Annotated in this window: 6 protein-coding genes; 4 read left to right on the plus strand and 2 right to left on the minus strand. The window is 64.7% G+C overall.

The window, feature by feature from the left end; genetic code table 11:
- Nucleotides 1–51: 51 nt before the first annotated feature.
- Both AAFP35_RS16625 and AAFP35_RS16630 read right to left on the minus strand, forming a co-directional pair.
- Entirely contained in the window at nt 52–2376 is a 2325-nt protein-coding gene (locus AAFP35_RS16625; RefSeq protein WP_419222744.1) for a transglycosylase domain-containing protein, read from the minus strand.
- A 185-nt stretch (nt 2377–2561) separates the two neighbouring features.
- Nucleotides 2562–2951, minus strand: coding sequence for a DUF5318 family protein (locus AAFP35_RS16630; RefSeq protein WP_419222745.1), 390 nt, complete (start codon nt 2949–2951; stop codon nt 2562–2564).
- A 216-nt stretch (nt 2952–3167) separates the two neighbouring features.
- Here AAFP35_RS16630 and AAFP35_RS16635 point away from each other — a divergent pair, with 216 nt between their 5' ends.
- The 4 genes from AAFP35_RS16635 to AAFP35_RS16650 all read left to right on the plus strand — a co-directional run bounded on the left by AAFP35_RS16635 (nt 3168) and on the right by AAFP35_RS16650 (nt 13090).
- Nucleotides 3168–3863, plus strand: coding sequence for a PadR family transcriptional regulator (locus AAFP35_RS16635; RefSeq protein WP_419222746.1), 696 nt, complete (start codon nt 3168–3170; stop codon nt 3861–3863).
- The gene (locus AAFP35_RS16640) at nt 3856–4947 is read left to right on the plus strand and encodes an inositol-3-phosphate synthase (protein ID WP_419222747.1); all 1092 of its coding nucleotides are present in this window, start codon (nt 3856–3858) and stop codon (nt 4945–4947) included. The genes AAFP35_RS16635 and AAFP35_RS16640 overlap by 8 nt, the downstream gene beginning before the upstream one ends.
- Nucleotides 4948–5113: 166 nt before the next feature.
- A complete protein-coding gene (locus tag AAFP35_RS16645) occupies nt 5114–10264 on the plus strand; it encodes a DEAD/DEAH box helicase (protein WP_419222748.1) in 5151 nt (1716 codons plus the stop codon).
- Between the two features lie 6 nt (nt 10265–10270).
- Nucleotides 10271–13090, plus strand: coding sequence for a helicase-related protein (locus AAFP35_RS16650; RefSeq protein WP_419222749.1), 2820 nt, complete (start codon nt 10271–10273; stop codon nt 13088–13090).
- The last annotated feature ends 6 nt before the right edge of the window (nt 13091–13096 follow it).

The raw sequence follows: 13096 nt of genomic DNA on the forward strand, positions 1-13096 counted from the left end.
CCCGCACCCAATCTGTGTTGTCCGAGCTCTCGTTCGCCACGATCCTCCGCGTCAGCCGATCGGTGGCTCCGGGGTGTAGCCGTAGTCGCCGTCACCCTGACCGGTGTCGCCGCCGCCGCCGGTGTCTCCTCCCCCGGTGTCGCCGCCACCGCCGGCGCCCCCACCGTTGCCGTTGCCATTGCCGCCGCCGGAATCACCGTTGCCCGAGTTGCCACCTCCCGGTGATGCATTGCCGGGCAACGGGATGGTCACGCCCGGCGCGAGGGTGATGTTGCCGTCACCGCTGTCCCCGGGCAGTCGCCGCGAGGGACCCTGGTCCTGATAGCGGCGCGAATCGGTGTCCGGCGAGTTGTTGTAGGTGGTGGCGGGCGCCTCGTAGGGAACACCGGCCTGACCGCCGACCGAATCCGGCTCCGGGAACTGCATGATCGGCTTGCCCTCGAGCGCACCGTTCATCGCCGCCTGCCAGACATCGGAGGGAAGCCCACTTCCGTAGACCGACGAACCGCTGTAATTGGTGAGGGCGGTGCCTTCGTCGGTACCCACCCAGACCGCCGTGGACAGCTGCGGCGTGTAGCCGACCATCCAGGCGTCCTTGTTCTGGCCGGTCTCACCGAGCTGGGCGGTACCGGTCTTGGACGCCGACGGACGGGACCCGAGGGACGAATCCGACAGCGCGTGCCCATTGGAGTAGGACGCGATCGGCTCGAGAGCCGACGTCACGTTGTCGGCGACCTTCGCGGGGAAGACACGCTCCCCCTTGTTGGCCTGCTTCTCGAACAACACCTCACCCGTCGAGGTCTCGACCTTCTGCACGAAGTACGGCTCGCGGTGGACGCCTGATGCGGCCAGCGTGGCGTATGCCGACGCCATGTCGAGCACCCGCGACGGGTACTGGCCGAGGACGACGCCACCCTCGACGCCACCGTCTTTGCCTTGCAGAGTCTGGGTGATGTCGCCGAAGCTCTTCGCGACACCGGCCCGGTGCGCGGCGTCGGCGACCGCCTTGGCCTGGCCGTCCAGATCCATCATCAGTCGGTAGTACACGGTGTTGAGCGACATCTTCATCGCGGTCGCGAGGTTGCAGGAACCGCAGCTCTCGCCGTCGGAGTTCTCGACGGTGAGACCGCCGGGCGCGTCATACGGTGCCGAGCTGTAGACCTTGGACAGCGGGATATCCTGTTCGAGCGCGGCGACGAGAGCGAACACCTTGAACGACGAGCCGGTCTGCAGACCGGCCTGTGCGTAATCCCAGCCGTTGGCGTCGTTGCCACCGAAGTAGCCCTTGATGCCGCCGGTGCGGGGATCGACCGACACGACCGCGTCACGGATCTTCTTCGGCTCACCGTCGAGTGTGTCGTTGGCGGCCGCCACAACCGATCGTTGCACCTGCGGATCGATCGTCGTGGTGATCTTGAGGCCCTCGGTGCGCACCTGCTGCTCGGAGATGCCCAGTTCGCCGAGTTCAGAGAGCACCTGACGCTTGATGAGACCGTTCGCACCCGGGGTGTCGTCGGTCTGAGCCCGCGCGTTGGGCACCTTCGGGTACTTCATGGCGGCGCGCTCACTCGGCTTCAACGCGTTGGTGGCGACCATGCCGTCGAGCACATAGTTCCATCGGGCCTCGGCCGCTTCGGGATTGACCTCGGGGTCGTAATACGAGGGAGACCGGATGGCCGCCGCCAGCACTGCGGCCTCGGCCGTGGTGATCTTGGTGATGTCCTTGCGGAAATACGCCTGCGCCGCCGCGGACACGCCGTAGGCACCGCGCCCGAAGTAGATCGTGTTCAAGTAGGCGGCCATGATGTCGTCCTTGGACCATTCGTTGGACATCTTGGTCGCGAGTGCGAGTTCCTTGAACTTCCGCTCGTAGCTGTGCTCGTCGCCGACGAGGGCGTTCTTCACGTACTGCTGGGTGATGGTGGAACCACCGCCGGCCTGTCCGCCGTTACCGGTCACCTGGCCGATCGCGGCACGAGACAGGCCGCGGATCGAGAAGCCGGAGTTGCTCTTGAACTCGCGGTCCTCCGCGGCGATGACCGCGTCCTGCACGGACTTGGGGATGTCGGAGATCTTGACGTCGGAGCGGTTACCCTCCGGCGGTACCACACGCGCCATCACCTTGCCGTTGGACGCCATGATCGTGGCGACCTGGTTCTGCTTGATGTCACCGGGCGCCGGGACAGAGGCGCCGAGATAGGTGAGCATGAAGGCGAGGATGCCGATGAGGGCGACGACGGGAACGATGCCACCGACGATGCCGAGACCCCAGGCCACCCACTTGTGGCGCTGACGGGTCGACTGATCGGACTGGGGACGGGACGGACGCCGTCCGCTCCCACCACCGGTAGACGACGTACCACGCGGGGCGCTCATCGTCTCACCTCCCGATCCTCACGACCGTCCAGTTCAGCACTACTCACAGTCCATCTCCGTCATTCGAGCCTGCCCACCACTGTGGCGCACACAGGTGTACCCGGGCAAAGTCCATATCTTTCAGGGCCGAAGCGCGGTCCGCCAGAGGCGGCCGTCGCCGATCTCGGGCGCCCCCACACCCGCAGTTACTTCGCCACCCGCCGCGTACGCGTGGAACGCGGCGGCAAACCCGCAACGTACGACTGGACGAGATGGTTCCAACTGCACGTCCGGCACACCTCGACCACATGCACGGAGAACTCCTCCGCGGTGGCCGCCAGTCGCGCGATCTCGTCGTTGGTACGGGCCGAGCCCGAGACCTGACCGAGTTTGGTTCCGAACACCCACGACACCAGCGTGACCTGCTCTTTTCGGCAGATCGGGCACAACGTCGCGGATGGCCGTCCGTGGAACTTGGCGGCACGCAGCAGATACGGACTCGCGTCACAGACATCGGCCACGGCAGTCCGTCCGGAGTGGACATCGGACAGCCGCGACCTCCTCTGCAGGGCGTAGTCGACGATCTGGCGTTGCACGGATTCAAGCGTACGTGGTCGATCCGACGGCTGTCGGTGTGACAGTCATCCCGTTCGGTACGTGTCGCGGCACCTGCCACCCGCTGTAGACGCGAGTTATATCGCTGCGATACATTGAGAATCACATCAGCGCGAGGTGTCGGTCCGACAGTGTGCCCGACGATCCCTCGAATTGTGTCGCCGACACACGCATCGATCGGAGAGGAGTGAGTCACCATGCTGGAGCTCGCGATTCTCGGATTGCTCCTCGAAGCGCCGATGCACGGCTACGAGCTCCGGAAACGTCTGACCGGACTGCTCGGCGCGTTTCGCGCCTTCTCCTACGGTTCGCTGTATCCGACGTTGCGCCGGATGCAGGCAGACGGCCTGATCGACGAGGCATCCGCGCCGACGTCGGTGAAGGTGCGCCGTGGACGCCGCGTCTATCAGCTCACCGATGCCGGCCGCGAACGGTTCGCCGAACTCGTCGCCGACACCGGACCGCAGAACTACACCGACGACGGATTCGGCGTTCACCTCGCGTTCTTCAGCCGCACGCCGGCTGTGGCGCGGATGCGAATCCTCGAGGGACGTCGCCGTCAGGTGGAAGAGCGCCGCGAGGGACTGCGGGAGATCGTCGGCCGGTCCAACCGGGCCGTCGACCGCTACACCAAGCAGCTGCACATGCTCAGCCTCGAATCGAGCGAGCGCGAGGTGCGCTGGCTCAACGAGCTGATCGCGGCCGAGGCATCCGATGCCGACGCCGACGAGACCGATCGGGATCCGATGACGGACACCGCCGATCGAGACTTCCGTGTTGCGGGCTCAGAGCAGAGCCGTGACGTGCAAGAAGAAACCGAACAAGAGAGAACCCCGGTGGCGCAGAAATCCTCTGCGATGCCCCGAGTAGAAGGAGAACCCGACCATGGGTGAGCCAAACAAGGTGCGCGTGGCCATTGTGGGCGTAGGAAACTGCGCCTCATCCTTGGTCCAGGGCGTGCAGTACTACAAGGACGCCGACGAGAACTCGACGGTGCCCGGCCTGATGCATGTGAAGTTCGGCCAGTACCACGTGCGCGACGTCGAGTTCGTCGCCGCATTCGACGTCGACGCCAAGAAGGTCGGCTTCGACCTGTCCGACGCGATCGGCGCCAGCGAGAACAACACCATCAAGATCGCCGACGTGCCGCCGACCGGTGTCACGGTGCAGCGCGGTCACACCCTCGACGGTCTCGGCAAGTACTACCGCGAGACCATCACCGAGGCCGACGGCGACGGTGTCGACGTGGTGCAGATCCTCAAGGACTCGCAGGCCGACGTCCTCGTCTCCTACCTGCCGGTGGGCTCGGACCAGGCCGACAAGTTCTACGCACAGTGCGCGATCGACGCGAATGTCGCGTTCGTCAACGCCCTGCCGGTGTTCATCGCGTCCGACCCGGAGTGGGCCAAGAAGTTCGCCGACGCCGGCGTGCCCATCGTCGGTGACGACATCAAGAGCCAGGTCGGCGCCACCATCACCCACCGTGTGATGGCGAAGCTGTTCGAGGACCGCGGTGTCGCCCTCGACCGCACCTATCAGCTCAACGTCGGCGGCAACATGGACTTCAAGAACATGCTCGAGCGTGAGCGTCTGGAGTCCAAGAAGGTCTCGAAGACCCAGGCCGTGACCTCGAACCTGAAGGGCCAGCTGGCCAACAAGATCTCCGACAAGAACGTGCACATCGGCCCGTCGGACCACGTCGAGTGGCTCGACGACCGCAAGTGGGCCTACGTCCGCCTCGAAGGCCGCGCCTTCGGCGACGTGCCGCTCAACCTGGAGTACAAGCTCGAGGTGTGGGACTCCCCCAACTCGGCAGGCATCATCATCGACGCCGTGCGTGCGGCGAAGATCGCCAAGGACCGCGGCCTCGGCGGCCCGATCCTCCCGGCATCGGCCTACCTGATGAAGAGCCCGCCGGAGCAGCTCGCCGACGACGTCGCGCGTGAGCAGCTGGAGGCGTTCATCATCGACGCCTAAGCCGTTCGGCCACTCGCCATATCGAAAAGCGGTCCTGCCCGACTCATCGGGCAGGACCGCTTTTGTGTCGATGCCATGTCGGAGTCGATATGTCGTAATCCCTAGATATTGTGATCTGAAACATCGGGGCATTGTGTGAATACGCTCCACCGACCGGAAGGGGAGCATGGACGTCTTCAGCGTGCACGGGCGGATGGTGGACGACTACACCCAGTTCACGACCGCCTCCGTCGACGTCCGCGAACCCCGCCTCCGGCAGCATGTCAAGGAACAGGTGCAGCGCGGGGATCAGTCTCCCGAACCGTGGCTGTCGCTCAATCCTCTCTTCGCCTCCGGAGGGACCGTCACCAAGCTCACGGGTGACGGCTTCCTACACCCGGAATGTGATCGGATCTTCCGCCCGAAGGCCGGTCCCGACGACACCGGAGACCGAACCATCACGCTGCATCAACATCAACGCGAAGCCGTCCAGGTGGCTCAATCCGGTAAGTCGTATGTGCTCACCACCGGTACCGGCTCAGGCAAGTCCCTCGCATACATCATCCCGATCGTCGATCGGATTCTGCGAATGGCTGACCGTGCAAGCGGGGTGAAAGCGATCATCGTCTACCCGATGAACGCGTTGGCCAACAGCCAGGTGGGCGAGCTGGAGAAGTTCCTACGGCACGGTTATCCAGAGGGAGCCGAACCTGTCACCTTCGCGCGGTACACCGGACAGGAGCGCGACGATGAGCGCAGCCGAATCCTGCGCAACCCACCGGACATCCTGCTGACGAACTACGTCATGCTCGACCTCGTGCTGACCCGCCCCGAAGAGCGGAAACGTCTGGTCCGAGCCGCACAGGGCCTGCAGTTCCTCGTACTCGACGAACTCCACACCTACCGCGGACGGCAAGGCGCCGATGTGGCGATGCTGGTGCGCCGGGTCCGTGATGCCTGCCAATCGGCGGACCTCCAGTGCGTAGGCACCTCAGCGACGATGGCAAGTGCCGGTACAGCAGCCGAGCAGCGCGCCGTTGTTGCCGGCGTGGCGACGCAAATCTTCGGCGCCGAGGTCACGCCCGATCGAGTCATCGGTGAAACCCTGGATCGCGCGACGTCGGGAGACCCTACCGACACAGCCGGCCTCACCTCCGAAGTTCGGTCGGGTGGAGCCTCTGGCGATTATCACCAGCTCGCCGTCTCACCACTTGCCACATGGATCGAGTCGACCTTCGGATTGGCCATGGAGGCAGAGACCGGACGGATCATCCGCCAGCAGCCCACACAAGTTCGCGACGCCGCTGCGCGACTGCGAGCTCTCACCGGCTGCGCCGTCTACGTATGCGAAGAGGCCATCCGCGCAACCCTTCTCGCCGGATCAGCCGCACGGCATCCCGAAACCAATCGACCGCTCTTCGCGTTCCGCCTGCACCAGTTCCTCGCCAAGGGTGACACCATCTACGTCTCGATCGAGCCAGAGGAAGATCGGCACGTCACCTCCAGTTACCAGGTTGCGGTGCCCGGCAGCCCAGCCAAGATCCTCATTCCCCTCGCCTTCTGCCGGGAATGCGGCCAGGAATATCTCGTCGTTGCCCGAATCGACGACCACGGCACCATTCGCTACGTTCCGCGTCGTGACCGTGACGCCAGCGGTGGCGACGACGCCAGCGGCTATCTCTACATCTCGACCGAGCAACCGTGGCCGATCGACCCCCTCACCGACGGCCGTTTCCCCGACTCGTGGGTCGTTGACGGCCAGATTGTCGAACGACTCCGCAGGCACCAGCCACGCAACATCCGCATCGGTTCGGACGGAGTCGAGGCACCAGGCGAGCTGCACGCAACCTATGTGCCGTCACCGTTCCGGTTCTGCTTGCGCTGCAAGGTGTCCTACGAGCAGGCGCGTGGTAGCGACTTTGCGAAGCTCGCCACCCTGGATGCCGAAGGCCGCAGTTCAGCGGTGTCGGTCGTCAGCTCGTCGATCGTCCGCTCGCTCAAACAACTCCCGCCCGAAGAGCTGCCCTCCGACGCTCGGAAACTGCTGACGTTCGTCGACAATCGCCAGGACGCGAGCCTGCAAGCGGGCCACTTCAACGACTTCATCCAAGTGACCCAGTTACGTGGCGCGCTGTACCGGGCCTTGGAACAAAGCGAATTGCGCCACGACGATGTCGCGCAGCATGTGGTGGCGGCGTTGGGACTGCCATTCGAGGCATTCGCCGCCAATCCTGAGGCGAAGTACGGCGCACGCGCCTCGGCGGAACGCGCCTTCAAGGAATTCATCGAGTTCCGACTGTACGCCGATCTGCAACGCGGATGGCGGGTGACGATGCCCAATCTGGAGCAGACAGGTCTGCTCCAGATCGCCTATGACTCTCTCCCCGAGATCGCTGCCGACGCCGAACTCTGGAGCAGTTCACACGTCGCCCTTCAAGACGCCGTGGCCGGGTATCGAGAAGAACTGTGCCGCATCGTGCTCGATGAGTTCCGCCGCGACCTCGCAGTCGATGTGGAGTGTCTCTCCGAGGACGGCTTCGACCGCCTCCGCCGTCAGTCCGAACAGCATCTGACCGGCCTCTGGTCCGTGACGCGCCGAGACTCGTCGCCGATTGTGGCGAGCGTGACCACACGTACCGGAGCACCTGGACGTCCGCGCGCGGAAGCGCGCATGACGGGCCGTTCCTCGCTCGGTCGCTATCTCAAGGATCGGAGCAGCCTCCGCAACCGCGACGGGCAGCCGCTCGACGTCGCCGATACGCAACAGGTCATCGAAGACATCCTCCGGACTCTGCAACGAGCCGGCCTGCTGACCACCATCCGCCTTCCCGGAGAGGCGGAACCCTACTATCGGCTGAAAGCATCGGCCGTCATCTGGCGGAAGGGTAACGGGGAGACCGGAGCACCCGATCCCCTGCGCCGGACCGCTGACGCCGAACAAGGGCTCCGGGTCAATCCTTTCTTCCAGGATCTCTACCGTGACCGGGCCGGAACCCTGGTCGACCAGTTCGCACGCGAACACACGGCGCAGGTGTCCAGTGCGGACCGCTCTGACCGCGAGGAAGATTTCAGGAAAGGTACTCTGCCACTGCTGTTCTGCTCACCTACGATGGAGCTCGGCGTGGACATCGCCAGCCTCAATGCGGTGGGCCTACGCAACGTGCCACCCACTCCCGCGAACTATGCGCAGCGCTCAGGTCGTGCCGGTCGATCCGGCCAGCCGGCGCTGGTGGTGACGTACTGCGCCACCGGCAACGCGCACGACCAATACTATTTCCGGCGCTCCCGTGACATGGTCGCGGGATCGGTCGCCGCGCCACGCCTGGACCTCACCAACGAATCATTGCTGGCGTCTCACCTGCACGCGCTGTGGCTTGTCGAGACGGGAGCCGATCTGCATTCGCGTCTGCCGATGTTGATGAACGTGGACGTACCCGGAATGCCACTGGTCACCGGCCTGGCCGAGCAACTCACCGATCCCGATGCGATCGCGCGTGCCACCGCCCGGGCCGAAGTCGTCATCGCACCGTTGCGCGATGAGTTGCAGACCACGGCCTGGTGGAACGAACAATGGGTTGCCTCTGTGATCGCCTCTGCTCCAGAAAGATTCGACGCCGCCTGCGATCGCTGGCGGGAGTTGTACCAAGCGGCGCTGGCCGATCAACAGGAGCAGAACCGCATTATTCTGGACACTTCGGCTTCGGCCAAGGCCCGTAAGGCCGCGGAATCGCGACGGCATCAGGCGGAGAACCAGTTGCGGTTGTTGCGAAATGAGGACTCCGACAGGGGTCACGCGGATTTCTACAGCTACCGCTATTTCGCGTCGGAAGGCTTCCTGCCCGGCTACAGCTTCCCCCGGCTGCCACTCGCCGCCTACATTCCCGGTATCCGCAGTTCGGCTGCGGGCCTGGACGGAGGCGACTATCTGCAACGCCCTCGATTCCTGGCGATCGGCGAATTCGGCCCCGGCGCCCTGATCTATCACGAAGGCGCCCGCTACGAAGTCACTCGCGTACAGGTTCCGATGGCGTCCGGCGGGATCGGAACAGTCGACCTGCAAGACGCTCGGCGATGCGACGAGTGCGGCTACCATCACACCCGTCAGGCGGGTCTCGATGTCTGCGAGAACTGCTCGGCAACGCTGGCCAGTCCCCGCAACAACCTGATGCGGATGCAGACGGTCTTCACTCGCCGCCGAGAACGGATCTCATCGGATGAGGAAGAGCGGCGTCGAGCCGGCTTCGAACTGGAGACCTCTTACCGGTTCAGCCAGCACGGCCCACGCTCCGGACGGCTCGACGCGCGCATCGAATTCGACGGAAAGTCGTTGGCAGAGCTCACGTATGGCGACACCGCCATCGTCCGCGTCACCAATCTGGGACGGCGCCGCCGAAAGAATCCCAACGACCTCGGCTACTGGCTCGATACTGTCCAGGGTAACTGGCTGAGCGAGAAGGACGCTGTGGATGCGACTCCCGACGAGGGTGACCTCCAGGACGCAGCCGACACGGTGGCCAAGCAGAAGGTGATTCCCTTCGTCGACGACACACGCAACATCGCGGTGCTGAGACTCATCAGCCCAGTCGATGACGCGATCGCCACGACGCTGCGATACGCCCTCGAACGCGGAATCGAGGCGGAGTTCCAGCTCGAGGACTCCGAGCTGTCCAGTGAAGCCTTGCCCGACCACGCGGACCGCGCCCGGATGCTGTTCACCGAGTCCGCTGAAGGCGGCGCCGGGGTGCTGCGCCGTCTACATGGCGAGTCGGATGCGATTGCGCGAGTCGCCCGCCGTGCACTCGACATCGCGCACTTCGCGCCTGACGGAACCGACCGGAGTCAGGATCGCCCCGGCAGCCCACGCTGCGAGAAAGGCTGTTACGAATGCCTGCTCGCCTACGGGAACCAGTCGGATCACCAACGCATCGACCGGCACGCGATCCGAGAGCTGTTGCTCGAATTGACCCGTGCCCACACTGCTCCCCAGGCGGCCACCAAGACCAGCAGCCCCAACGACATCGAGGACCTGCGGCGGCAATGCCGCAGCGACCTTGAACGCGCGCTGATCGACCTGATCGCCGAGCACGACTTTGCATTGCCGGACGGGGTTCACGAGATCGTAGGCAGCGCATCGGTGGACTTCGTTTTCCGTGGAAATGACACGATCACAGCGGTTTTCGTCGATCCGGACGGTGACGAACCTCTCCCGGGCCGCGATGACGCCGCCGAGGACGAACTGATGGATCGCGGCTGGGCCACCCTTCGGTTGAAAGATGGCGACGACTGGCTCGCGATGCTTCGCGCGCACACCTATGCGTTCGGCACCGGAAGGAAGTAGACGACGATGGCTTTCGCCCCTGGCAATCTGGTGACCGCGCGTGGCCGGGAATGGGTGGTTCTCCCCGAGAGCACCCCCGATTTTCTGGTGTTGCGACCGATCGGCGGCCTCGACGACGACATCGCCGGAGTGCTGTTGAGCGAAGGGGTCACACCGGCCACCTTTCCACCTCCGGAACTGAACGACCTGGGCGATCATTTCAGCGCTCAGCTGCTCACCGATGCGCTGCGGATCGGTTTTCGTTCCACCGCAGGGCCTTTCCGCTCACTGGCCTCGATCGCGGTGCAACCGCGTGCCTATCAGCTGGTGCCGTTGATGATGGCGTTACGCCAGGAGACCGTACGTCTTCTGATCGCCGACGATGTGGGCATCGGCAAGACCGTGGAGGCCGGCCTGATCGCCGCCGAATTACTCGCCGTCGGCGACGCGCGGGGACTCGCGGTGCTGTGCAGCCCGGCTCTTGCCGAGCAGTGGCAGTCCGAGCTCCGCGAGAAGTTCGGTCTGGAGGCCGAATTGGTGCTCCCGTCGACGGTGCGCCGCCTGGAGCGCGGTCGTGTCGGTGCCGAATCTATCTTCGAACGGTATCCGATCACCGTGGTGTCCACCGATTTCATCAAGAACGCCCGCCGCAGGCACGAGTTCCTGCGCACCTGCCCGGATCTGGTGATCGTCGACGAGGTCCATACATGCGTCGCAGCCGCCGGCCAGAACACAACCGGACGCACCCAGCGGTATGAACTGATCCGTGATCTCTCCGCGGACGCATCACGCCACATGGTCTTCGCCAGCGCTACCCCTCATTCAGGAAAAGAAGAAGCGTTCCGGAATCTGCTCGGATTGCTCGATCCGGTACTCGAGACCGTCGATCTCGAACAGGCCAAGGGTCGAGAGCTGCTCGCCAAACACTTCGTGCAGCGGCGTCGCGGTGACATCCGGCGCTATCTCGACGAGGACACGCCGTTTCCGAAAGATCGCCTGACCAAAGAGATCTCGTACACGCTCTCTCCCGAATATCGAGCCCTCTTCGACAAGGTGCTCGACTACGCCCGCGAAACGGTGCGCACCGACAGCGGTGAACTGACCAAGCGCGTCAACTGGTGGTCGGCGTTGGCCTTGCTCCGCGCATTGGCATCGTCGCCTCGCGCCGCCGCGCAGACACTGCGCACCCGCGCGGCGTCGGCCGCCGCGGACTCTCCCCACGAAGCCGATGCCATCGGCCGGGCGGTTGTCCTTGACCAGGCCGACGACGAGTCAATCGAAGCCGCCGACACCACACCCGGCGCCGACACCGGCGATCTGCAACCCGATGCCACCGCACGAAAACTGCGCGGCTTCCTCGCCACCGCGGTGAAACTCGAAGGCACGGCCGATGCGAAGGTCACCGCGCTGACCAAGGAGGTGAAGTCACTTCTGGCCGAGGGCTGCGATCCGATTGTGTTCTGCCGGTTCATCGATACCGCCGAGTACGTCGCCGAACGCCTCGATCGCACGCTCGGCAAGAATGTCACTGTCCGCGCGGTGACGGGCGCGCTCCCGCCGGCCGAACGTATCGCCCGGATCGATGATCTGACGGCTGCGGAGGGACGCCACGTCCTCGTCGCCACCGACTGCCTGTCCGAAGGCGTGAACCTGCAGGAGAGTTTCCAGGCCGTCGTGCATTACGACCTGGCCTGGAACCCGACACGTCACGAGCAGCGCGAAGGCCGGGTCGACCGCTTCGGCCAACAGGCCGGCCAGGTGCGCGCCGTCACGCTGTACGGTCGCGACAATCAGATCGACGGCATCGTGCTCGAGGTCCTCCTCCGCAAACACGAGGCCATCCGCAAGGCGACCGGCGTGTCGGTCCCAGTGCCCGACAACAACTCCGCAGTGGTCGAGGCTCTCATGGAAGGCCTGCTGCTGCGCGGCCACGACGCAGAGCAGCTCTCTCTTGATCTCGGCGTCCAGCAGAGACAAGAGTCGCTGTACCAAGAATGGGAGTCCACTGCCGAGCGCGAGCGTCTCGCGCAGACGAAGTACGCCCAGCACGCCATCAAGCCGGAAGAGGTCTCTGCGGAAGTCTCGGCTGCGCGCCGCGCACTAGGTACGCCCAAGCAGGTGCGTGACTGTGTGGACCACACTCTGCGCGCATTGAATTCGACGATCAGCCCGGCCGAGAACGGTTTCACCGCCACCTTGTTCCCGTTGCCGCTCGAACTTCGGGATGCACTTCCATCCGATCGCACCGACCCGTTGCTCTTCGCGAATGATCTGCCGGTTCGCCGGGGCCAGTCGGTACTCACCCGTACCGACGCGACCGTCGAGGCCATCGCCTCGTATGTGCTGGAGTCGGCTCTCGACTCCGAGATGGATCCGGCAAAGCGCCCGGCGCGTCGTTGCGCTGTGGTGCGGACCGGCGCGGTGCCCACCAGGACAACACTTCTGGTTGCGCGCTATCGTTTCCACCTCCGACTTCCGTCCCGGTCGGGTACCCGCGAACTGATCGCCGAAGATGTCGCCACTCTGGCATTCGAGGGCGCACCCGATCAAGCGCGCTGGCTCGACGACGACCGCGCCGCAGCCCTGCTCTCCGCGACGCCGAGCGGCAACATCCCCGCACAGCAAGCAGAGAAGTTCATCTCGCGTGCGCTCGCCGGTCTCGGCGACGTCCGCGGCCATTTCGATTCTCGCGGTGTGGAGATGGCAGAGCAGTTGTTGGCCGCACACCGCCGAGTGCGCCAGGCGTCATCTGAGATGGTTCGAGGCCTCAAGGTGACACCCGAAGAAGGTGCCGACGTTCTCGGCGTCTTCGTCTTCGTCCCATCGCTTGCGGAGGATGCACTGTGACCACAC

The organism is Gordonia sp. CPCC 206044, assembly GCF_048537895.1.
In the GTDB taxonomy this organism is placed as follows: domain Bacteria; phylum Actinomycetota; class Actinomycetes; order Mycobacteriales; family Mycobacteriaceae; genus Gordonia.